At 42.7% G+C, this 22,523-nt stretch carries 20 protein-coding genes; 7 read left to right on the top strand and 13 right to left on the bottom strand.

Translation table 11 applies throughout. The features are described 5' to 3' along the window. Positions 1–30: 30 nt before the first annotated feature. The 5 genes from BDD30_RS20840 to yihX all read right to left on the bottom strand — a co-directional run bounded on the left by BDD30_RS20840 (position 31) and on the right by yihX (position 2,899). The gene (locus BDD30_RS20840; protein WP_012776381.1) at positions 31–303 is read right to left on the bottom strand and encodes a type II toxin-antitoxin system YafQ family toxin; all 273 of its coding nucleotides are present in this window, start codon (positions 301–303) and stop codon (positions 31–33) included. A gap of 3 nt (positions 304–306) precedes the next feature. Further along, complete coding sequence (locus BDD30_RS20845) at positions 307–543, bottom strand: type II toxin-antitoxin system RelB/DinJ family antitoxin (protein WP_012776380.1); 237 nt, start codon at positions 541–543, stop codon at positions 307–309. A gap of 259 nt (positions 544–802) precedes the next feature. Continuing rightward, complete coding sequence (gene fabY, locus BDD30_RS20850) at positions 803–1,720, bottom strand: fatty acid biosynthesis protein FabY (RefSeq protein WP_012776379.1); 918 nt, start codon at positions 1,718–1,720, stop codon at positions 803–805. Positions 1,721–1,791: 71 nt separating this feature from the next. Then, positions 1,792–2,229: a D-aminoacyl-tRNA deacylase gene (dtd, locus tag BDD30_RS20855; RefSeq protein ID WP_012776378.1), complete on the bottom strand. Its 438-nt coding sequence runs from the start codon at positions 2,227–2,229 to the stop codon at positions 1,792–1,794. 64 nt (positions 2,230–2,293) lie between these two features. After that, positions 2,294–2,899, bottom strand: coding sequence for a glucose-1-phosphatase (yihX, locus tag BDD30_RS20860; RefSeq protein WP_041381462.1), 606 nt, complete (start codon positions 2,897–2,899; stop codon positions 2,294–2,296). Between the two features lie 157 nt (positions 2,900–3,056). On the opposite strand from yihX, the gene BDD30_RS20865 reads away from it, so the two are divergent. The 3 genes from BDD30_RS20865 (at position 3,057) to BDD30_RS20870 (ending at position 5,969) form a co-directional block, all read left to right on the top strand. Then, the gene (locus tag BDD30_RS20865) at positions 3,057–4,511 is read left to right on the top strand and encodes a carbon starvation CstA family protein (protein WP_012776376.1); all 1,455 of its coding nucleotides are present in this window, start codon (positions 3,057–3,059) and stop codon (positions 4,509–4,511) included. Between the two features lie 721 nt (positions 4,512–5,232). Continuing rightward, a complete protein-coding gene (locus tag BDD30_RS24455) occupies positions 5,233–5,385 on the top strand; it encodes a DUF5993 family protein (protein WP_041382636.1) in 153 nt (50 codons plus the stop codon). Positions 5,386–5,399: 14 nt separating this feature from the next. Further along, positions 5,400–5,969 carry a disulfide bond formation protein B gene (locus BDD30_RS20870; RefSeq protein ID WP_012776375.1) on the top strand — a complete coding sequence of 190 codons (570 nt, stop codon included), beginning with the start codon at positions 5,400–5,402 and terminating at the stop codon, positions 5,967–5,969. A gap of 68 nt (positions 5,970–6,037) precedes the next feature. On the opposite strand, the gene typA is transcribed toward BDD30_RS20870, so the two are convergent. Then, positions 6,038–7,879, bottom strand: coding sequence for a ribosome-dependent GTPase TypA (gene typA / locus BDD30_RS20875; protein WP_012776374.1), 1,842 nt, complete (start codon positions 7,877–7,879; stop codon positions 6,038–6,040). A 407-nt stretch (positions 7,880–8,286) separates the two neighbouring features. Between typA and glnA the strand changes: the two genes are divergently transcribed. The 3 genes from glnA to glnG all read left to right on the top strand — a co-directional run bounded on the left by glnA (position 8,287) and on the right by glnG (position 12,367). Beyond that, complete coding sequence (gene glnA, locus BDD30_RS20880; protein ID WP_012776373.1) at positions 8,287–9,696, top strand: glutamate--ammonia ligase; 1,410 nt, start codon at positions 8,287–8,289, stop codon at positions 9,694–9,696. 157 nt (positions 9,697–9,853) lie between these two features. Further along, positions 9,854–10,903: a nitrogen regulation protein NR(II) gene (glnL, locus tag BDD30_RS20885; protein WP_012776372.1), complete on the top strand. Its 1,050-nt coding sequence runs from the start codon at positions 9,854–9,856 to the stop codon at positions 10,901–10,903. Positions 10,904–10,912: 9 nt separating this feature from the next. Then, a complete protein-coding gene (glnG, locus tag BDD30_RS20890; protein ID WP_041381461.1) occupies positions 10,913–12,367 on the top strand; it encodes a nitrogen regulation protein NR(I) in 1,455 nt (484 codons plus the stop codon). Positions 12,368–14,370: 2,003 nt separating this feature from the next. Here the strand turns inward: glnG and hemN are convergent. Beyond that, the gene (gene hemN, locus BDD30_RS20900) at positions 14,371–15,744 is read right to left on the bottom strand and encodes an oxygen-independent coproporphyrinogen III oxidase (protein WP_012776369.1); all 1,374 of its coding nucleotides are present in this window, start codon (positions 15,742–15,744) and stop codon (positions 14,371–14,373) included. Positions 15,745–15,937: 193 nt separating this feature from the next. Next, positions 15,938–16,450 (bottom strand): Der GTPase-activating protein YihI, encoded by a 513-nt coding sequence (gene yihI / locus BDD30_RS20910; RefSeq protein ID WP_012776368.1) that lies wholly within the window; start codon positions 16,448–16,450, stop codon positions 15,938–15,940. 192 nt (positions 16,451–16,642) lie between these two features. Here yihI and BDD30_RS20915 point away from each other — a divergent pair, with 192 nt between their 5' ends. Then, entirely contained in the window at positions 16,643–18,106 is a 1,464-nt protein-coding gene (locus BDD30_RS20915) for an ArnT family glycosyltransferase (protein ID WP_012776367.1), read from the top strand. Between the two features lie 60 nt (positions 18,107–18,166). Here the strand turns inward: BDD30_RS20915 and BDD30_RS20920 are convergent, their stop codons facing one another. The 5 genes from BDD30_RS20920 to BDD30_RS20940 form a co-directional block, all read right to left on the bottom strand. After that, positions 18,167–19,099 carry an IS3 family transposase gene (locus tag BDD30_RS20920; protein WP_121302549.1) on the bottom strand — a complete coding sequence of 311 codons (933 nt, stop codon included), beginning with the start codon at positions 19,097–19,099 and terminating at the stop codon, positions 18,167–18,169. Then, positions 19,009–19,515: a helix-turn-helix domain-containing protein gene (locus BDD30_RS20925; RefSeq protein WP_012776365.1), complete on the bottom strand. Its 507-nt coding sequence runs from the start codon at positions 19,513–19,515 to the stop codon at positions 19,009–19,011. The genes BDD30_RS20920 and BDD30_RS20925 overlap by 91 nt, the downstream gene beginning before the upstream one ends. Positions 19,516–19,863: 348 nt before the next feature. Beyond that, complete coding sequence (locus tag BDD30_RS20930; protein WP_012776363.1) at positions 19,864–20,607, bottom strand: amino acid ABC transporter permease; 744 nt, start codon at positions 20,605–20,607, stop codon at positions 19,864–19,866. Position 20,608: 1 nt separating this feature from the next. After that, entirely contained in the window at positions 20,609–21,346 is a 738-nt protein-coding gene (locus BDD30_RS20935; RefSeq protein WP_012776362.1) for an amino acid ABC transporter permease, read from the bottom strand. Between the two features lie 68 nt (positions 21,347–21,414). Further along, positions 21,415–22,251 (bottom strand): ABC transporter substrate-binding protein, encoded by an 837-nt coding sequence (locus BDD30_RS20940; RefSeq protein ID WP_041381458.1) that lies wholly within the window; start codon positions 22,249–22,251, stop codon positions 21,415–21,417. Between the last annotated feature and the right edge of the window lie 272 nt (positions 22,252–22,523).

Here is a 22,523-nt window from a genome sequence, read left to right on the forward strand (position 1 = left end):
AGCCCAAAAATTGGGCTATTTGGGATGAGATCACAGCTTAAATAGTTTTGCATGACTTCCAACCCGATATAAGAAAACCTCTTGCTCAGTTCTCTTATAAATCAATAGGAGATCCGGCTTTCCATGACATTCCAGATACCCAATATAATCCCCCTTCAATGAGTGCTCTTTATATTCACGGGGAAGTGGTTTTCCCGTGGCAAGCAGTTTTAATACGGTATTAATAACAGAAATAGCTGATTTATCATGCTGAAAGGGTTTTAAATCCTTTTTAAATGCAGATGAATATCGAATTTTTAGCATATTTTATTTAAAAATTTCATCCCAAAATTCATCTACGGTATCTACACTTGTACCACCACCACTTTCCAGCTCACGGATCGCCGCCTGCGTTGTGGCATTAGGAATGTGGCGTTCCTTTGTCGCTCGGGTTAATACCAGGCGGACAAAACTAGACATATCCAAACTGTTATCCTGAGCAGCTCTCGCTACCGCATTTTTTAGTTCTTCAGGAACACGAACTTTTAATATGGCCGTATTCATAGTATCCCCCTCTTCTGACTGTTTTCTCCCTTATCGTAGGACTATTGTGGACACAAATCAAGATTATCAGACTAATAAACACACAAAATCTGTATTCTATAGCGTTATGAAGGTACAAAAAATGGCGTGCATACTGCCTAAACCTGATGCCTTTATGTTGCGCGTACTCAACGAAGCTTAACCTTATAAAAGCAGCCTTTCATTTCTGCTGTTGACATGAAAAATACCACCAGTGGCATATTTAATGCCACTGCGAAATCTAAGCGATAGCCGTATAAGCATTTGGCAATACCATATAGGTGCCAGTAAACACGGCACCTACACCATGATCACCACTAACCGCCACTTCCAACTTCACTCTCGCTTTGCTGCCCTGTGCCAGGCGAGCCAAATCGCCACTCATATTTTTAAGGTCGGCAACAGCTCTTGGCCTGCCAACAACAGGCTTTTTATAGCGGATATTGGCATCAACCAGAATAATATCACCACCCAATTGGCGTTCTTGTAACAACAACCAAATCAACCCCCAACCGGTCAGCGTTGCCAGTGAGAACAGACTACCTGCAAAGAGAGTTTGGTGAGGATTTTGATTGCCCGATTCCGGCATCGTGGTAATAAAACTCTGACCAGTATATTGAGAAATCCGCACCCCCATTTTCTCACTGAGGGGAATATATTTGTACCAAGCTTTTTGCAGTTCATTACACCAATCCGGCCGGTGAAGAATATCATCAAGTGTTGCAACCGGTTTGATCATCAGAAAATGGCGAACTGGTGTCGTTTGTGGGCTGGTAATTGGCCCTCGATTTTCAAATCCTAATTTGCTGAAAAAATCTACCGCATATTCACGAGCACTGCATACTACCCGTTTCACACCTTCCTGACGGGCAACAGATTCCAAAGCCATTGCTATTAGCTTTCCCAGCCCTTTGCCCTGTACATGAGGATGTACTGCCAGGAAACGGATTGCCCCTTCGCTATCCGCATTGATATATAAACGTCCTACCGCTACCGGGTTACCTTTCTCATCCACGACCATTTGGTGATGAGCCATGGTATCGTAACCATCTTTCTCAGAGCCTACCGGCTGATTCAGCGGCTTACGCAACATTTCCCAACGAAATCGGTAATATGCTTCCAGTTCTTGTTCTGTTTCAGGTACTCGCAGATGATACATAGAAACTGCCCTTTTCTCTTGATCATGATGTGTAATCGGGGATGATTGCGCTTTACTGGCTGTTTTTCGTTCTAGACCTGCAACCAGAAAGTAACTGGCCCATTATTTATTAGGCTGACTTTCATATCGGCAGCAAACCGCCCGCTTTCTGTTTTTACACCACTTTGGCGACATCGTTCAACAAAATAGCGATATAATTCATCAGCCTTATCCGGGCTTGCTCCGCCAGAAAAACTTGGTCGCATGCCTTTTTGAGTATCGGCAGCCAATGTAAACTGGGAGACAACCAGCAAGCTGCCTCCGACCTGTTGAACATTCAAATTCATTTTGTCCTGCTCATCATTGAATATCCGATACCCTATCACCTTCTCACATAACCGTTTTGCCTTCTGTTGATCATCTTCCTTTTCAACGCCCAGCAACACCAGCAGACCGTGCCCAATTTCTCCAACAATTTCATTCTCAATAACAACATTTGCCTGTGTGACTCGCTGGATTAATGCAATCATATTTTTCCTTGTTCAGAGGTTAGCATCAGCATATTGCCCTCTATTATCCGTACAATCCCTTATTTTATTCAGAAAAACCAATCTCTTTGAAATAATCTGGTACTGTCTGCCTATCAACAACATGAATGCCCTTGATCCCTAGTGCACTGGCCGCTTCCACATTTTCCAGCACATCGTCGAAAAACACGGCTTGATCCGGTGAAAAACCTTCTTTCTCAAGAACATATTTGAAAATATCAGGCTCAGGTTTACGCATTGCCAAATCTTGAGACAAATAGAGGTAATCTGCTGACGCCGCAATTTCAGGGTAATTATGCGGCCAGTAATCCTGGTGCAGACGGTTCGTGTTAGATAACACCACTACCCGATGCCCTGCTTCACGCAATTTCTCCATTATCTGAATGACTTCCGGCCGTATATCAATAAAAATAGCCTGCCATCCCGCAGTAAACTGCTCAAAACTGAGTGAAATACTCATTTCCTGACATAAAGTATCAGCGAATTCCAGATCAGTAATTTGACCACGCTCATGCTTTTCAAACATTTCCCCCATAGAGAAACTTTTTGTCAATGTTGCAAGAGGTGTACCGCTAAGGTTACTCCACACAGCTAAAACTCTTTTAAAATCAATATCAATAATTACATTACCCATATCGAGAATATATAGCATAACCACCTCCTGGCTAATTAATAACTTTTTACTTTAATCGTATTTCCAATTAGAAAACAGTGTGGAAAAGTAAAAAGCGAATTACTTCACGGTATTTTTCTTATGAAACGATAAAGTAGCAACCAAATTAAAAACGTAGAGTAAGGTATTATAGTATATGTTGTGGTTTATCCTTTGTATTGCACTTCTTCTAGCTGGATATTTTATATATGGCAAGCTCATAGAAAAGATATTTGCTATTCGCCCAGAAAGAAAAACTCCCGCTATTTCTATGGCTGACGGTGTTGATTATGTCGCCATGTCCACCCCAAAAGTTTGGTTAATTCAGTTACTGAATATTGCTGGCGTTGGCCCCATTTTCGGCCCGATTCTTGGTGCTCTCTATGGTCCACTCGCCATGCTGTGGATTGTATTCGGCTGCATTTTTGCCGGCGCAGTACACGATTACTTCTCCGGTATGCTTAGCGTTCGTGCTCGCGGAGCATCAGTACCTGTCATCGTCGGAAATGAACTGGGCAAGACCATGAAGCATTTCATGAACATCTTTGCTGTCATCCTGTTGATGCTGGTTGGCGTGGTATTTGTTCTAAGTCCAGCCGGCTTACTGAACAACCTTTTCAAAGATTCTATCGGCTGGGATAACATTGGCATCTGGGTTGGTGTCATCTTTGCTTACTATATTCTCGCAACCCTGGTCCCTATCGATAAAATCATTGGCCGCCTTTATCCGCTGTTCGGTGCATTATTGCTGTTTATGTCTGTCGCGCTGATAGTCGGTTTAGTTATGAGTGATAAGCCTTTCTATTCACAAGGATTGGATTTCACCACTAACTTTAACCCAAAAGATCTGCCTGTTTGGCCATTGCTGTTTGTCACTATTGCCTGTGGTGCTATTTCTGGTTTCCACGCCACTCAATCTCCGCTGATGGCGCGTTGTATGCAGAACGAGAAGAATGGCCGCTTTGTTTTCTACGGTGCAATGATTGGTGAAGGTATTATCGCGCTGATCTGGTGTACGCTGGGTCTGAGCTTCTATGAAGATACTAATGCATTACAGGCGGTGATTGATAAAGGTACAGCATCTTTAGTCGTTCACGAAGTTTCCACTTCTCTGCTGGGCACTGTCGGCGGTATTCTGGCAATCCTTGGCGTGGTGATTCTGCCAATCACTTCTGGCGATACCGCATTCCGTTCTGCTCGTCTTATTATCGCTGAATTCCTGGATATTCCTCAGCAAAAAATGATTAAACGCTTATTACTCAGTGTGCCAATGTTTATTGTCGGCTATCTGATCACCAAAACTGACTTCAATATCATCTGGCGTTACTTCGGCTGGGCGAACCAAACCACAGCAATGGTCATGTTATGGGCTGCCTCAGCATGGCTGCTGCGCCGGGACAAATTCCATTGGATTACCACCTTACCAGCTATGTTTATGACAGCGGTATGCTTCACCTATCTGGCATTCGCTCCAGAAGGTTTTGCTTTAAACTGGAATACCTCCGTCATTATCGGTCTGTCAGCTATGGCAGTTGTCACCATCGTTTTCTTTGCTAAAGTCCGCTCTAAATCAGTTTCTAACAATATAGAAACCGAAGCGTTTAATGAGTAAAAACTAAAAGAGATAGTTAAAAAATTATAGCCCCTCACGATAAACAGCTGAGGGGTTTTTCATTCCAGATTTCTTTTATAAGGTAAAAAACATTTACTTCTCCAAAAAATGTCTGGAATAACTTCTTTATAAGTAATGAGCATCCAACCGATGATTTCTTATCTGAAAGAGCATCTATAATGTATATTTAAATATAGCTTCTCAATGGTATGGAGGAATGAATTGTAGAAAATTAGATAGGCCAAACCATTTAAAAGCAAACCTACCAATAATGGTCAAATTGTAGAATCTGCAAGCAAAGATACCCTTCACCACTTTTAATCGTTTCTTGCTTAACTATTAAATAAAAAACGACTCATTAAAACTCTCACAAGATTATAATCACGCTCATCCTTCTGAATAGTGGCAGACATAAACAATATTGACTACAATTGCTATTAGCAACACAATACGAATAGTGGGTTAAACCCTACACCATTCAAAATTCGCTTTAATAAATACAGGCTTGTACGTTTTCAAATGCGATACCAAAGGGAGTAACTCCCATTAATGGCACCAAAGCGTTTCTTTTAATGGACAACTTGCTTTTGGATAATTGATCGTTTGTTTCGAAGTAAATGATCCTAAACTTAGTACGATGAATTCACTACCCTGAAGGACTCAATCTACTACAGGGAAAGGTCTTAAATGTTTTTAGAAAACAGGAGAATCAACCATGTATATGTTTTTGCCTTTTTTACTCGCATTATTTGCGGTTATCACCACCCTATATGGAAAGTATAAAACCAGTTATGCTCTATGGGGTCTTCTTTTGGTGACGACTGTAGCTTGGTTTATCCATCATGCAACTAATTCGTTAAATCTATCTTTTTAACTGGGGACAATCTGATGAATCAGGTATTAGCAACAAAACAGAATACCAGCTACGGCATGATATTCAACATCATTGGATTATTTGGTATTAGTGCTGCACTTACCGTTGCCTTCTATTACCAATTAGTCCTTTCAGAACTTCCTTGCCCATTATGTTTACTACAGCGAACAGGCATGATAATGATAGGATTTGGTTTCTTATTTAATCTACGCTTTGGTATTAAAAGCGCGCATTATGGCATCGCACTTATTGGCTGTATCGTGACCGGGATTATTGCCATCCGGCAAGTATTCTTACATATACTGCCCGGTGATATCGGCTATGGCTCCGCCCTTTTTGGTATACATTTTTATACTTGGGCGCTTCTTTCCTCAGTGATTGCTATTATTGCCATATCCGTCATGTTGATATTAAAAAGCCTGGAAAAAACAACCGAGGAAAAGGGAAACACACCTGTTTTCGGTCAGATTCTTATTGGGTTCTTTGTCCTATTAATTACAGCAAATTTAATCTCTACCGTTTTGGAGTGTGGTGGCGGGCAATGCGACGACAACCCAACGTTCTACCAATTGCTGGGTAAATAATCTTATCTGTTTAAAATTAAAAAACTCAGGGCGCCATTGGCGCCCTAAGCATTAATATCGCAATAAGATTATGATGCCTCTTTACTGCGATACGCACGGCGACGTTCGTTTTCTGTCAGATAGCGTTTACGCAGGCGAATAGACACAGGAGTCACTTCTACCAGCTCGTCATCATCAATAAACTCCAAAGCCTGCTCCAGGGTTTTCTTAATATGTGGAGACAGGGTTGTCGCTTCGTCAGTGCCTGATGCACGCACGTTCGTCAGTTTTTTACCCGTCAAACAGTTCACTGTCAGGTCATTTGAACGGGAATGAATACCAATCACTTGGCCTTCATACACTTCTGCACCATGACCCAGGAACAACTTACCGCGATCCTGTAAGCTGTAAAGCGCATAAGCCACTGCTTTACCCTGACCATTAGAAATCATCACACCGTTCTGACGGCGACCGATTTCACCTGGACGAATATCATCATAGTGACTGAATGTGGCATACAACAGACCAGTACCAGAAGTCATGGTCATGAACTCAGTACGGAAGCCAATCAAGCCACGGCTTGGAATAACATAATCAAGGCGCACACGGCCTTTACCGTCTGGTAACATATCACGCAGATCCGCTTTACGCTCCCCCAACGCCTGCATCACATCACCTTGATGCTGTTCTTCAATATCCAGCGTCACCTGCTCGAATGGCTCTTGTTTACGGCCATCGATCTCACGGAAAATAACTTTTGGACGAGATACCGCCAGTTCAAAACCTTCACGGCGCATGTTCTCAATCAAAACAGATAAGTGTAACTCACCACGGCCAGAAACACGGAACGCATCCGGATCTTCGGTTTCTTCGACACGCAATGCAACGTTGTGAACCAGCTCTTTCTTCAGGCGTTCAAGAATCTGACGTGAAGTCACATACTTACCTTCGCGTCCACAGAAAGGGGAGGTGTTAACACAGAAATACATGCTCACCGTCGGCTCATCAACAGCCAGCGGAGGCAACGCTTCAACCGCATTGGTATCACACAAGGTATCGGAGATATTCAATTCACCCAAGCCAGTAATCGCAATGATATCACCCGCTTCTGCTTGCTCACTCTCAATACGCTCCAGACCCAAGTGGCCCAACACTTTACCAACTTTGCCGTTCCGGGTTTTCCCTTCGCTATCAATAATCGTGACGTTCTGGTTTGGTTTAACAGTTCCACGTTTGATACGACCAATCCCAATAACACCAACATAGTTGTTGTAATCCAGCTGAGAGATCTGCATCTGGAATGCGCCATTCAGGTCAACTTTCGGCGGCTCTACATGATCGACGATCGCCTGATACAACGGCGTCATATCTTCAGCCATATCTTCATGATCAGTACCGGCAATTCCCATCAATGCCGATGCATAGATAATTGGGAAGTCCAGCTGTTCATCAGTCGCTCCCAAGTTGACAAACAGGTCAAATACCTGATCGACAACCCAATCAGGACGGGCACCTGGACGGTCAACTTTATTAATGACCACAATTGGTTTTAAACCATGAGCGAACGCTTTCTGTGTCACAAAACGGGTCTGAGGCATCGGCCCATCCATGGCATCGACCAGCAACAGTACGCTGTCAACCATAGACATAACACGTTCTACTTCACCGCCGAAATCGGCATGTCCCGGAGTGTCTACGATATTAATACGGTAGTCATTCCATTTAATGGCGGTATTTTTTGCGAGGATAGTAATTCCACGCTCTTTCTCCAGATCATTGGAGTCCATCACACGCTCTGTCGCTGTCGCACGGTCACCGAAAGTACCGGATTGTTGCAGCAGCTTGTCAACCAGGGTGGTTTTACCGTGGTCAACATGCGCGATGATGGCGATATTACGCAATTTTTCGATCACAAACTTTGCCTCAGGCATTTAGAAATGGCGCGCTATTGTACACACATTAGTCGAAGGACTAAACAGGATCACAATAATCTATTCTTAACAACTTGGCACCTATGGAATTGTGATCCTTTTCACGCCCATAAACAGACGCATCCTCAGCACAAATGCACTAACATGGTGCGCGATAGTAACATAATTGCACCAATATGGTGCTTATTCCCTAAGAATAAGGATATCCCGTCATGGGCATACCCATAACACAGTATATTGCAAGGTGTTAGAAAGTTGGCACGTTTTTCGCAATTCATTCACAAACACGTAATAGTTTGCAAACGAGTAAATAGCCTTGTTAAGGTAAAAAATGATATCGCTGTGTTTTCTTTAAGTCTTATCACGACCATTTTATCAAGACCGACACAAACCAGGAGAAACCGAGTATGTCCGCTGAACATGTTTTAACCATGATTGAAGAGCATCAGGTGAAGTTTATTGATTTGCGTTTCACTGATACCAAAGGCAAAGAACAACATATGACCATTCCTGCTCATCAGGTTAATGCGGACTTCTTCGAAGATGGCAAAATGTTCGATGGTTCCTCAATTGGCGGGTGGAAAGGCATTAACGAATCGGACATGGTGCTGATGCCAGATCCAAGTACAGCCATGCTTGATCCATTCTTTGATGATGCCACGCTGATCCTGCGTTGCGACATCCTGGAACCAGGCACCATGCAAGGCTATGACCGTGACCCTCGTTCCATATCCAAACGTGCTGAAGATTTCCTGCGTTCAAGCGGAATTGCAGATACCGTCCTGTGTGGACCGGAACCTGAATTTTTCCTGTTTGATGACGTGCGCTTTGGCAGTTCTATGTCCGGTTCTTATTATCATATTGACGATATCGAAGCCGCTTGGAACTCTGGGACTCGATACGAAGGTGGTAACAAAGGCCATCGACCCGCGGTAAAAGGTGGTTATGCCCCAATGCCTCCCGTTGATTCTTCCCAGGATTTACGTTCTGCTATGTGCCTGACAATGGAAGAAATGGGACTGGTCGTAGAAGCTCACCATCATGAAGTTGGCACAGCTGGTCAAAATGAAATCGCGACCCGCTTCAACACCATGACCAAGAAAGCTGACGAAACTCAGATTTACAAATACGTCGTGCATAATGTGGCGCACAATTTTGGCAAGACTGCCACCTTTATGCCAAAGCCGCTGGTTGGCGATAATGGCTCCGGTATGCATTGCCATATGTCCCTATCCAAAAATGGCACTAACCTGTTTGCTGGGGACAAATACGGTGGCCTATCCGAACTGGCGCTGTTCTACATCGGCGGTATTATCAAACATGCCCGTGCCCTAAACGCGTTTACCAACCCGACAACCAACTCTTATAAACGTCTGGTTCCGGGCTATGAAGCACCCGTTATGCTGGCCTACTCTGCCCGTAACCGTTCTGCATCTATCCGTATTCCGGTTGTGGCAAGCACCAAGGCTCGCCGAATTGAAATACGCTTCCCGGACCCAGCAGCTAACCCTTATCTGGCTTTTGCTGCTCAGTTGATGGCTGGTCTTGATGGTATTATCAACAAAATCCATCCGGGTGATGCAATGGATAAAAACTTATATGACCTACCACCGGAAGAAGCCAAAGAGATTCCAACTGTCGCTTCTTCTCTGGATGAAGCATTGGCAGCCCTGGATACCGACCGCGAGTTCTTGACCCGTGGTGGTGTATTCACCGACGACGCCATTGATGCTTATATTGAATTGAAAAACAGTGAAATGGAACGTGTCCGTCTGACACCACATCCACTGGAGTTTGAACTGTATTACAGTGTGTAAATTAGCAGCGCCATTCCTGCTGATCATTTTTTGTTGCCGTGAAACCTTTAGCCCATCCCCGGATGGGCCCTTTTCCCTCTTTCCGAGTTCAGGCTTTTGCTAGGTTTTACGCTCGAACATGATACAGTGCACCAAAAAGGTGCAGGAGTGTAACCAGATGAAAACGGAAAATCTACCCGATACTGGGCAAATATTAAACTCACTCATTAACAGTGTGCTGGTACTGGATACCGACCTTGTGATCCGTTATGCCAACCATTCAGCGCTGCAATTATTAGCTCAGAGTGCCCGTAAACTATTTGGTACACCTCTTCCGGTACTGTTTAGTTATTTTTCACTGGATACAGAATTGATGCGTTCCAGTCTGGTTAGTGGCCAGAGTTTTACTGATAACGAAGTGACATTAGTGGTTGATAACCGCTCTCACATCATGTCGCTCAGTGCCCAACCAATTTCCGAACAGTTCATTTTGTTGGAACTGGCGCCTATGGATAGTCAACGCCGGTTAAGCCAAGAGCAGGTACAACAAGCCCAACAAATAGCTGCACGGGAATTGGTTCGGGGGCTGGCACATGAAATCAAAAATCCCCTCGGTGGATTGAGGGGAGCCGCGCAATTACTTTCAAGAGCGCTGCCTGATCCTGCTCTACAGGAATACACCCAGGTGATCATTGAACAAGCCGATCGATTACGTCATTTGGTAGACAGACTACTTGGGCCACAACACCCAGGCGAACAAATTAAGCAAAGCATCCATTATGTTGCTGAACGGGTCTATCAGTTAGTCTCACTGGAAATGCCGGATAACGTGACACTGATAAAAGATTACGATCCCAGCCTGCCAGAACTGGCTCACTACCCTGATCAGATTGAACAAGTGTTGCTGAACATCACCCGTAATGCCTTGCAAGCTCTAGGAAAACAGGGGGGTTCTATTACCCTGCGTACCCGAACCGCCTTTCAGATCACTCTACATGGTAAGCGCTATCGCCTGGCCGCCAGAATTGATGTAGCAGATAACGGGCCGGGTATCCCGCCACAGATACAGGACACCTTATTTTATCCAATGGTCAGTGCTCATGAAGGCGGAACCGGTCTTGGTCTATCCATTGCCCGCAATTTGATAGATCAACACTCCGGCAAAATAGAATTTACCAGTTGGCCGGGGCACACAGAATTTTCCATCTACTTACCGATCAAGAAATAGAGGATGACTATGCAACCAGGAAAAATCTGGATCGTCGATGATGATAACTCAATCCGCTGGGTACTTGAGCGGGCATTAAGTAGCACTGGGATGGAATGCAGCTGTTTTACCGATGCTGACAGCGTACTCACCGCACTGGCGCAAAACACACCTGATGTACTGATTTCCGATATCCGTATGCCAGGGATGAATGGACTCAACCTGCTGAATAATATCAAGCAGAGTAACCCATTACTGCCAGTCATCATTATGACTGCCCACTCTGATCTGGATGCCGCAGTCAGTGCCTACCAGCAAGGCGCTTTTGATTACCTGCCAAAACCCTTTGACATTGACGAAGCCGTCGCACTCATGGAGCGAGCGCTGAGCCATTCCCGTGAACAAAATCAGCCAACCAGAAACCCGCAGGCAGTCACGCCAGTTTCCGACATGATAGGTGAAGCGCCTGCCATGCAGGACGTTTACCGTATCATTGGCCGTCTCTCCCGTTCTTCTATCAGCGTTCTGATTAATGGTGAATCTGGTACAGGAAAAGAATTGGTGGCCCACGCCCTGCATCGCCACAGTCCACGGGCTAATCAGCCATTTATTGCGCTCAATATGGCAGCAATTCCTAAAGATTTGATTGAATCAGAGCTATTTGGTCATGAGAAAGGTGCTTTTACCGGTGCCAATCAGGTGCGTCATGGACGGTTTGAGCAAGCCAACCACGGCTCGCTGTTTCTTGATGAAATTGGTGATATGCCACTGGATATTCAAACTCGCCTGCTACGGGTATTAGCTGAAGGCCAGTTCTACCGGATTGGCGGCTATGCCCCCGTGAAAGTGGATGTGAGAATCATCGCAGCAACCCATCAGGATCTAGAACGTTTAGTACAGAAAGGCAAATTCCGTGAAGATTTGTATCACCGCCTGAATGTTATTCGTATGCAATTACCCCCTCTACGTGACAGAGTAGAAGATATCCCTCGCCTGACTCGCCATTTCCTACAACAGACCGCGAAAGAACTGGGCGTAGAAACCAAGATTCTGCATCCCGACGCAGAAATGGCTTTAATGCGTTTACCCTGGCCGGGTAATGTCCGCCAGTTGGAAAACATCTGCCGTTGGCTGACAGTCATGGCGGCAAGCCAGGAAATATTGGTACAAGATTTACCCTCTGAATTATTTGAACTCCATCGTACCGAAACCGGCACAACAATACCTGTCAATACAATACTTACAAGTCCAACACCTATAAATACAATGCAGGAAACTTGGCCGCAGCTACTTACTCATTGGGCCACAAATGCGTTGGAAAATGGTCAGCAGGATCTACTATCTGAAGCATTACCGTTATTAGAGCGTACCTTACTCAACTGTGCGCTTAAACATACCAAAGGACATAAACAAGAGGCTGCCCGGTTGCTAGGTTGGGGACGCAACACAATTACACGAAAATTAAAAGAACTTGGGCTGGAGTAAAGGAGATAATTATCTCCAGCTTTATCACTATCTCATGGAATTTAATATAACAGAAATTCCGGCAGTAAAACCTCTCGATATAGAATAAGGGGCGTTATAATTGATTGACTGGTCGTATTACATCTGATAAAAATGTTATCAAATGTGATTAACTTAGAATCAATCAAGAAATAAAATCGACAAAAGACAAGATTCAGCAGTATCACCCGCTAATTGAAAACTACAATTTTGTACACGTGAATAAAGCACATCTGAAAGAGTGGCGTTCACTGACAAGGACAAGTCCAATAACCTCATGCAACTGGTTGGAATGCAAGGCTCTCAGCCAACGTAGATGTATACAGTTACGTAACTCTGACTGAAGTTACGGGGATATTTTAAAAAAATCCTCAAAGAGGATCGCTGGCTTGAGGCTGTAAGGTTCGACAATACAGCAGCATATTGCGTCAATATATACCCAATAAATTTCGAGTTGCAGCGCGGCGGCAAGTGAACGAATCCCCAGGAGCATAGATAACTTTGTGACTGGGGTGAGAGAAAGCAGCCAACAAAGCAGCAACTTGAAGGATGAAGGGTATAAGTGCATTCTGGTAAGAAACCTAAAGAAATACACAATATTTCAAGCAACTGTTGTTACCTAATCAAGTAAGCAAAAACCTAATTTTTTCACCGAATCACAATCTCCGTTGTGATTTAGATTCAGACTAATATTGTAAAGTTGGTTCAAGATGATAAAGTTGTGCAGTATTATTTTTGGTGTCATTATATTTTATTCTCTTTTCGTTGGTATGATGCAAGTATTGTTGATAAATTTTTATATTTTCCGTGATTATTTTGGATGGTGGGAGATTCCAGCTAAAGTATCCGCAACTATAGCATCTGTTTACGTTTTTTACTTACTTTTTAATTTTTTACCTCTTATTATTGTTATTTTTATATGTAGTTTGGCTATAGTTGTCAATGTATGGCATTGGTCATTATGGACTTCGATATTTATATTTATTTGGCCGGTTATTGTTGTTTTTTTATATTGCATACTCACCAAAAGACTGAAATATAATACATCAGACTGATTTTTTAAAAAAATTAATTTGATGTGATATTCAATAATAATATAAATGATAAATCCAAGCATATTAATGAAAATAGGAAAATTTAAATACGATTCAGAAAACGGGAAAACCCATTGGGTTTATGGAAACTATTCAATTAAAACCACCCATTAAATGAGTTTTTAACTAAAAAGTAAAAAAATCTCGAAATCAGAATCGTTTTACAAGATTATTCTCTTTTACTTGCCCTTTTTTAAGGTTCGAAAATCTGCTTTTTTCAGTGGTTAATATCAGATAAAGGGGAAAAAATAGATACCATTAATGCCAAATTTTTAAAAGGTACAGAGTAACTAAAAACCCTGTTATGTTTAACATTTATCGGTGATTCTATCCTTCGTTTATTCTAACATTTACCTGATATGCCATAACGATTTAAAAAATCGAATACAGAGACATTAAATATTTTATATAATAGGAGGATTCAACCATAAGTAAAACCTTTTAAAATAAATCAGAGATAAAAAGAATATCATTCAAATAATAAGTTGATATTAAGGTGTTTTTTCTCCATTATTTTACAAAGCAAACTATAAAAAATAATAAAACGTATAACCCGGTTAATTTTTCAGGATTTAAATCCTGAAAAAGAGGTTGATTAAATTTAATAAAAATCAGATGTTAAAACAGTTAAAACAGTTAAAACAGTTAAAACAGTTAAAACAGTTAAAACAGTTAAAACAGTTAAAACAGTTAAAACAGTTAAAACAGTTAAAACAGTTAAAACAATAGGTTAAAAAAATGGTTTTTAATAGCAGTCTGAAACCGATCTATCATAAAAGTATCAGTGAAAAAAGGAACCAGATTTAATAACCTTTTCAACCGGGAAATAAATTTTTTTATAAACCAATTAAAAAGGTTAAAAATTTTTATTTAAAATCATGCTCTGAATAATCAAATCACACTTGAAAACTGACGTAGACGAACCTGATGGCGCAAATAAATATCAAAACACATACAAATATTACGAATCAGTAACCGACCTCGTGGCATCACTTGAATCCGTTTTTCATTCACTTCAACCAGCCCATCTTCCGCCAATGGCACCAATAATTGCAAATCTTCGGCAAAATAATGGGTAAAGTTCAACCCATATTGTTGCTCAATATTGGCAAAATTTAGGCGGAAGTTACAGATCAGCGCCTTAATAACATCACGGCGAATACAATCATCCTGGGACAGGGTTAAACCACGCCATAAAGCATGTCCCTGTTTTTCCAATTCCACATAATAGGTTTTTAACTCTTTCTGGTTTTGGGAATAACTATCGCCCAACAGACTAATCGCAGAAACGCCTATTCCCAGCAGATCACAATCTCCCTGCGTAGTATAACCCTGAAAATTGCGATGTAACTTCCCTTCCCGCTGAGCTACCGCTAGCTCATCATCCGGACGAGCAAAATGATCCATACCGATAAACTGGTAGCCACTTCCTGTCAGGGTCGCAATTGTTTGCTGCAAAATATCCAGCTTTTGCTCAGCACTCGGTAAATCATGCTCTTTGATTTTACGCTGAGCCGCAAATAAATTCGGCAAATGAGCATAATTGAAAATACTCATTCTATCCGGTGCTAACGCTAATACTCGCTCCAGAGTGAAAGCAAAACTTTCTGATGTCTGTTTCGGCAGGCCATAGATCAGATCAATACTGGTGGAATTGAAACCTGTTTCGCGGGCACGCGCTACCAAAGCAAAAATAAAGTCTTCATCCTGTTCACGATTAACCAGACGCTGTACTTCTTTATTAAAGTCTTGCACTCCCATGCTCAGACGGTTAAAACCCTGATGGTGCAAGTGATCAATCATATCTAGTTCAATTTCACGCGGATCAATTTCAATAGAAATTTCAGCATCTGGCAGAAAATCAAAATGGTCACGCAACACTCCCATCAATTTACTGATTTGGTCTTTATCAAGATAAGTTGGCGTACCTCCGCCCCAATGCATCTGGCTAACTTTACGGCCAGAAAACAGCTTTGAGCGCTCGCGGATTTCACGTTCAAGCAATTGCAGATATTGATCCACTTTATGCTTCTGACGGGTTATCAGTTTATTACAACCACAGAAATAACAGAGCTTATGGCAAAACGGGATATGAATGTACAGAGAGAGCGGCCGTTCAGGGTAAAGGACAGCCGCCTGCATGAATGCTGCATTATCATACTGTTGATTGAATTCCAGCGCCGTAGGATATGAAGTATAACGGGGGCCGGAATAATTGTATTTCTGGATCAAAGGCAGATCCCAGACAATGGCTTGCTCAGACACGCTTATTCCTTCCGATGTTTTTGCTCACCACAGCGTAACGCTTTCATGTGCTTGATATGTTGCACTGTAGTGATTCTGCGCAGCTGGGTTTTATACCGCGACAATCGCCATAGTTTACCCAATAACCATAACAAATAACATACTAATAGTATGGTTATTAGGATTAACCCGCCTTTGATCATGGAAGATTGAACTAGTTACCTTTCAGCAGTTGCATTATGTCATCCTGCTTCTCTTCTTCACTCTCTTCCTCATCCAGCTTAATCCCTAACTCTTCCATCAGGGCATCAATCCGATCCAGCGTCGTGTCAACATAAGTATTTTCTTCTTGAGACAACTTTTCGCCATTTTCCAGACGTTCCAACAATGCATCCAGACGATCATCGCTTTCCAGCATTGCCAGCTCTTCCTGCGGCGATATACGCGGTTTTATCTCGGTCTTCGGTTTAGTGGCGACTGGTTTCGTCGGTTGCTCTCCAATAATCAGTGGAACAGGCACCTTACTGCCAAGACGTGGATCAGATTGTTTCCTACTTGACTGATGCTTATCGCTGCTTCGCTCCTGATGGCGACTACCAGCCGGATTGCCACGATGTTTTTTCTGACGCTTACGAGCACGCCCTTCCGCATTTAGTTCTTCGCGACTTTTTCTTTTCTGTTTACCAGCCGATGCTCTCGCTGGTGCTTTTTTCTTTAACTGGTTCATAGCCCGTTACTCAGTTTGGTTTATCAGGGTATTGCTGCGCCGGAATCTAACAGAAACCGCACGTATAGAAAAGCGCCGTGGACAACTCTTTATGTTTAATAAATGTAGCCAAAATTTTCTACCATTCATGCATGGTTTAACCATCAACGAATATTCTATTAGCCTTGGCTTTTAATAAAATGATGAATCGATATGCCTATTTTTGATACTTCTTCCCACAAATCTGTTTACTGGTGGGTCGCTGGTTATGCTTTTTTATGGATTATAGTGAGCTATTCATTCGACCCAACTGTCCCTTATGATGCCGTCGAAGCATTGAACTGGGGTAAAAACGGAGAATGGGGTTCTCCCAAAAATCCGTGGTTAGTCGGTGCCATGATGCTACCTGCGATTTATATAAGTGGTATTTCATTAAGTTTTTACTGGTACTTCATCCACTTTATCGCTATCGCTATCGGCCTACTCGGCGTATGGCATCTTGCATTTCGGTTAACCGGAAAAAAAGAGCTGGCCTGGCTAGCTATGCTGACATTGAACCTGTCCGGTATTATTAATTTCGATATTATCCCTTATAACGATAATTATCTGCTAATTATGCTCTGGCCGTGGACTATGCTGTTCTTTCTGCGAGCCGTGTACGACAATCCGCGTTGGTGGTTAGTATTTGCCCTTTGTTCTGGGCTGGCAACGATGGGAAAATATTCCACATTGGCACTGGTTGGCTCGATTTTCCTATTAACCCTGTTTGTACCTAAAGTGCGTCAATGCTACCGCCAACCTGCTCTTTACATCGCACTAATCATCTGGTTTATGCTGGTTCTACCTAACGTCTGGTGGTTGTGGAACAATGACTTTGCCGCCTTCAAATGGGTAGATTCACAGATAGATAGCGGTTTTAATCTACACACCACACGATCATTATTATCGGTATTTTATCCACTGATCATTGTTAGCACCGTTATCTACGCACTCGGCGGCCGTATTAGCTGGCCAAAAGAACAACCGAACCGACTGGTAAACATCGCCATTCTGTTACCATTACTGATTATTTACTGCTGGTTCTCATTTAATGAGGGCGGAAGAATGACTGAGTGGTTACAACCCTTTATGTCGGTAGCATCAGCGCTGTTAGTCGGTTCTATCACCCGTTTTCCACAAAAATCATTACGCAGCACCCTGCAAGGACTCACTGTCGTCGCAATATTGGTTTGGATGGGATATGTGTTGATTATGGTTGCCAATGTCCGTGGTGCTGGTCATAAGTTCGAAGGTATCAAAGATTTTTCCTGGCAATTGGAACAACGCTGGCATCAACTCTATCCAACACCGCTCCATTATGTCGGAGGCGAATACTTGCATCAGTGGCTGACTTTTTACGCGCCAAGTCAGCCGGAAACAATCCAACCCTGGACGCTAGAAGGGCAAGCACCAAATATCTATAACCGGCATGTCAAAGAAAGCGATATTGTACGTGACGGTACTATTCTGGTGGGTGCAAAGGGTAAAACCTGTGAACAAGAAGATTTTCATGGCGTTTTACAAGACTGGCCAATACTCAGAATAAATAGCACTGATGAATTTCTTTTTCAGCCTGAACCTGAAACTCAGCCAACCCCGGTCTGTGTAGGCTTTGTGTCACCGGAAAAATATCAGTAATTTCCCCTGCAAGTTGAAAGCCTGTTAAGTGAACTGACCCCAGAAAGTTGGACATTTTAGTTAAACGGCGTGTAAGGCCTGGTTTCGATATTCTATCGGAGTTAGGCCTTTTAATTTCACCTTGATCCGTTTTGTATTGTAATATTCAATGTATTCTTCTATTTTTTCAATCAGTTCATCCGCACTTTTAAAGTGCTGCTGGTGATACATTTCTGTTTTGAGTAAGGCAAAAAAGTTTTCTGCCATCGCATTATCCAAACAGTTCCCTTTCCTCGACATACTTTGTTTAATATCTTTATCAGCAAGTTGCTTTTGATAAGCCCTATGCCGATATTGCCAACCTTGATCACTGTGAATGAGTGGCTTAGAGTGAGCATCTAGCCCATCTAATGCCCCTTTTAGCATCTCTGTCACTAAAGGCAGACTCGCCTTTTTCGCCACGTTGTAAGCGATAACTTCTTGATTAAATAAGTCAATAATAGGTGATAGATAGACTTTTTGTTCATTCACTTTAAATTCCGTCACATCCGTTACCCATTTCTCATTAGGTTTTGTCGCGCGAAAATCTCTTGCCAACCAATTCGGTGCTGTTTTTCCAACTTCCCCACGATAAGAACGATATTTCTTCGGCCTTACCGTGGATTTTAGGTTTAATTGCCCCATTAATCGTTGGACTGTTTTATGATTGATTTTAAAGCCATTTTTTCTCAATGCTAAATGAATGCGGCGATAGCCATAACGACCTTTATGCTCATGATAGATAGTTTTAATCATCTCTATTTCTTGTTCATAAGCACGCGTTTTTTTAAGCGCTTGGCATTGATAGTAAAACACGCTTCTTGCAAGATTAATGGCACAAAGTAAGTGCTTTAATGGATATTTCTTTTTAAGAGCTAAAACAATTAACGCTTTTTCTTTGCTAGTGGGCGTTTCTTCTGTTCCAGCTCTTCTAACTTTTTTAGGACAGCATTTTCTGCACGCAAATAAGCTAATTCTTCTTTAAGTTCCTCAACTGTCATTTTGTCATCAGACTTCGGCGGGGTTTTAGGTCGGGATTTCATTGGGGGTCTTCCTCGCTGATGACTTTCGAGTCCTTTGATACCGGTTTCATTATACTTATCAAGCCAGACTGATAAGGTACCTGGAGTCGTTAAATTGAGAACTGCACTAGTGTGAGTGAGAGACCAATCATGTGTCCACATTAATTTTAAAGCTTGGAATTTTGTTACAGCACAAAGAGAGTGAGACGTTGGCAAAAAGGCGTTATCGCCATGAATGGCAACAACTTGAGCCCAGTATCGAATTTGTCGAGAAGAGATTGAATATTCCGCTGATAGCTTATCCGATGTGTTACCTGCTAGACATCGTTTAGCAATAATGATTTTTAGTTCACGACTATATTTAGACATAAAAAAACCCCCAGTAAGTGGTTGTCCAACTATTGGGGGTCACTTCATAAGTCAGGCTTTCAACTTCTTATGCGCTTTTAATGCGCATCCACAAATACCATTTTCAGCACGAACAGCAAAGTCACCACCACACAAGGGCTGCTTTCATGACACAATACGCGATAAAACCAAGCGCAATGCCTCTGTAATTGAAAAACCAAATGGATAATCAATAAGTTAAATAAAATCATGATTATTAAATGAATATAAAGAACGAGATTGAAACAGATGCAATATTATAAATTCCCTACTTTGCTTAAAATAAGGAATTTATAATCTCAATACAAATTAGTTAAACAAAAATAAATATTAAAGCTGGGGGGCTAAAACTAATTTTTCTTTTCGCCAGAAACGGAAAAAGGGTATTTTTCGACGTTGCAGAGAGAAACGACGTGCAATATAGTTTGCTGCCAATTCCAGCGTCAGACACATCACAAAGTATATGAACGCGACAAATAAAAAGACTTCTGTTGGATAAACCATGCTACGGTTATTCACCTGAGTTGCTAAGAATGACAATTCTGCCACACCAACAATATACGCCAACGAAGTATCTTTTATCAGGGCAATCCACTGATTAATAAAAGAAGGTACCATCATGCGCAATGCCTGTGGCAAAACAATGTACCAAAGTACCTGCCAGCGGTTGAAACCCAATGATAATCCTGCCTGCCACTGTCCCGCCCCGATAGCAATAATTCCTGCTTTTACTCCATGCGCCAAATAAGCAGAAGTGATCAATGCCAAAGCACAAACCACGGTGGTAATTTCTGGAATTTCCATACCAAGCATCACCGGCAGCAGGAAATAAGTCCAAAAAATCAGCATAATAACGGGAATCGCACGGAAAAAGCCCAATACTGCGGCCAATAGGTTAACCCAGAAGCCTTTCTGCATTGCCAGAGCAACACCTGCAACCGTACCTAACACAATAGAAATCACACCGGCTATCAAGCTAATAACCAACGTCAACGCCGCTCCTTCAAGAGGACCATCCGGGAATGTCCCGAACAGTAGATAGCGCCAGTTTTCTGCAATGACTGAAAAATCCATTTTAATGTCCTCTCGCTATGGCTTGTTGCTGACGCCATTGTCCCCAGCCTTCCATGACGGCAATGGTGGCAATATACAGCACCGTCGCAACACCAAACGCTTCAAACGTTTTCAATGTTTCGGTTTCCACCTGACGGGAAGCATATGACAATTCAGCTACACCAATTGCCATGGTCAGTGACGAGTTTTTCACAATATTCATGTACTGCCCCAGTAATGGAGGCATTGCTATCTTCAACGCCTGTGGCAATACCACATAGCGCATCGCCTGCCAACCGGTTAGCCCCAATGCATGGGCGGCATATTTCTGCCCACGCCCAATACCTTGAATACCCGCACGTAGTTCTTCCGCCACAAATGGGGCTGAATAGAGCGTTAGGCCAATAAATCCAGCCAGAAATTCGAATGAAGGCCATGACAATGGTAAACCTAACAAGTTGATTTCATGCGGTGTATTCAACCAGAGCATCACGTCTTGCGGCAGTATTTGTCCGGATGCGAAATACCAGAAGAATAGCTGCACCAACAGAGGGGTATTGCGGAATAAGGTGGTGTAAGCCGTTACCGGCCAACGGAGAATTTTTAATTGGCTGTCACGAGCAGCAGCCAGTAAAAAGCCCAATAGCGTAGAAGCCACAACGGTACAAAAGGATATCCACAACGTAATTAGAAAGCCCTGCCAAAGCCATTCCAGATATTGGGGAGCAAGCAAGTGCTCTGTAACAAATAACTCAAACATATCTTACGATTACCAGGTATTACTTAATGGTAAAGCCCCGCAACAAAAAGGCGGGGCTTTGTCACTCATCAGAACTTAGCTTGCTGCTCTAAAGGCGCGAACTTAAAGTCACCGCGCGGCTGGGCCGACTTGGTATCTGGGCCAAACCAGTGGTTGTAAATTTTCTCTGCTTCTCCCTCTTTTTCCAGCTTCAGCAAAGTTTGGTTCACCACCTCAACCAAGCGCCCTTCCCCTTTCGCAGCAGCTACCGCCTGATATTCACGGGTGATGCTGAAAGGAGAAATCTCAAACTCAGCTTTTTGTGCTGCCGGTACGTTAGCCAGCAGACCTACCAGCTTAGCATCATCCTGAGTGATTGCTTGTACATTGCCGTTACGCAGTGCAGCAAATGCTAAAGGAGTATCATCATAAGAGATCACTTTTGCCGTCGGATAATGCTCACGCAGAGTAATTTCTTGTACCGTGCCTTTATCTGCACCGATGCGTAAGTTTTTAATATCTTCCGGAGATTTCAGCACACCCTTACGGGCAATAAACTTTTGCCCGGTGGCAAAATAAGGGATTGAAAAATCGACCTGTTTAGCACGTTCATCAGTGACCGTAAAGTTGGCCGCAATGAGGTCAATTTTCTTTGATGCCAACAGGGGTAAACGGTTTGCTGGGTTAGTTGGACGCAATTCCAATTTAACACCAAGGTCATTAGCAATTGCGTTAGCAATATCCACATCATAACCTGCCAGTTTTTTGGTTTGTGGGTCAATAAAACCAAACGGTGGATTACTGTCGAAAACAGCGATCCTCACTGTGCCGGCTTTTTTAATATCATCCAGTTTATCTGCCTTCGCAACACCCGTAACCAGTGCTAATCCGGCCAACAATGCCGTAACAAGAACGCGGGATTTCATTGAACACTCCTGATGGTAATTAATCATTTATTAATCATCACAAGCTATCAATTTCAATATAGTGCAGGAAATAATAAAAAAAACTATGTTTATAACTATACCCGTCATCTTTCAAGTTGCCTCTTTGTTGGCTGCACTCACTCACCCCGGTCACATAGCTATCTATGCTCCCGGGGATTCGCTCCCTTGCCGTCGCGATCCATCTTGAAATCTATTGGGTATATAACGAATTATAGCGCCAAAAATGCTGGCAAGAAAAATACCAGCATTGT

It is taken from the genome of Photorhabdus asymbiotica (genome assembly GCF_003634575.1).
GTDB classification, from domain to species: Bacteria; Pseudomonadota; Gammaproteobacteria; order Enterobacterales; family Enterobacteriaceae; genus Photorhabdus; species Photorhabdus asymbiotica.

What these genes read in the sequence shown, in the direction of transcription:
- BDD30_RS20840 (WP_012776381.1), bottom strand. Translation starts at nt 303, where the DNA reads ATGCTAAAAATTCGATATTCATCTGCATTTAAAAAGGATTTAAAACCC.
- BDD30_RS20845 (WP_012776380.1), bottom strand. Translation starts at nt 543, where the DNA reads ATGAATACGGCCATATTAAAAGTTCGTGTTCCTGAAGAACTAAAAAAT.
- fabY (WP_012776379.1), bottom strand. Translation starts at nt 1,720, where the DNA reads ATGTATCATCTGCGAGTACCTGAAACAGAACAAGAACTGGAAGCATAT.
- dtd (WP_012776378.1), bottom strand. Translation starts at nt 2,229, where the DNA reads ATGATTGCATTAATCCAGCGAGTCACACAGGCAAATGTTGTTATTGAG.
- yihX (WP_041381462.1), bottom strand. Translation starts at nt 2,899, where the DNA reads ATGCTATATATTCTCGATATGGGTAATGTAATTATTGATATTGATTTT.
- BDD30_RS20865 (WP_012776376.1), top strand. Translation starts at nt 3,057, where the DNA reads ATGTTGTGGTTTATCCTTTGTATTGCACTTCTTCTAGCTGGATATTTT.
- BDD30_RS24455 (WP_041382636.1), top strand. Translation starts at nt 5,233, where the DNA reads ATGTTTTTGCCTTTTTTACTCGCATTATTTGCGGTTATCACCACCCTA.
- BDD30_RS20870 (WP_012776375.1), top strand. Translation starts at nt 5,400, where the DNA reads ATGAATCAGGTATTAGCAACAAAACAGAATACCAGCTACGGCATGATA.
- typA (WP_012776374.1), bottom strand. Translation starts at nt 7,879, where the DNA reads ATGCCTGAGGCAAAGTTTGTGATCGAAAAATTGCGTAATATCGCCATC.
- glnA (WP_012776373.1), top strand. Translation starts at nt 8,287, where the DNA reads ATGTCCGCTGAACATGTTTTAACCATGATTGAAGAGCATCAGGTGAAG.
- glnL (WP_012776372.1), top strand. Translation starts at nt 9,854, where the DNA reads ATGAAAACGGAAAATCTACCCGATACTGGGCAAATATTAAACTCACTC.
- glnG (WP_041381461.1), top strand. Translation starts at nt 10,913, where the DNA reads ATGCAACCAGGAAAAATCTGGATCGTCGATGATGATAACTCAATCCGC.
- yihI (WP_012776368.1), bottom strand. Translation starts at nt 16,450, where the DNA reads ATGAACCAGTTAAAGAAAAAAGCACCAGCGAGAGCATCGGCTGGTAAA.
- BDD30_RS20915 (WP_012776367.1), top strand. Translation starts at nt 16,643, where the DNA reads ATGCCTATTTTTGATACTTCTTCCCACAAATCTGTTTACTGGTGGGTC.
- BDD30_RS20925 (WP_012776365.1), bottom strand. Translation starts at nt 19,515, where the DNA reads ATGTCTAAATATAGTCGTGAACTAAAAATCATTATTGCTAAACGATGT.
- BDD30_RS20930 (WP_012776363.1), bottom strand. Translation starts at nt 20,607, where the DNA reads ATGGATTTTTCAGTCATTGCAGAAAACTGGCGCTATCTACTGTTCGGG.
- BDD30_RS20935 (WP_012776362.1), bottom strand. Translation starts at nt 21,346, where the DNA reads ATGTTTGAGTTATTTGTTACAGAGCACTTGCTTGCTCCCCAATATCTG.
- BDD30_RS20940 (WP_041381458.1), bottom strand. Translation starts at nt 22,251, where the DNA reads ATGAAATCCCGCGTTCTTGTTACGGCATTGTTGGCCGGATTAGCACTG.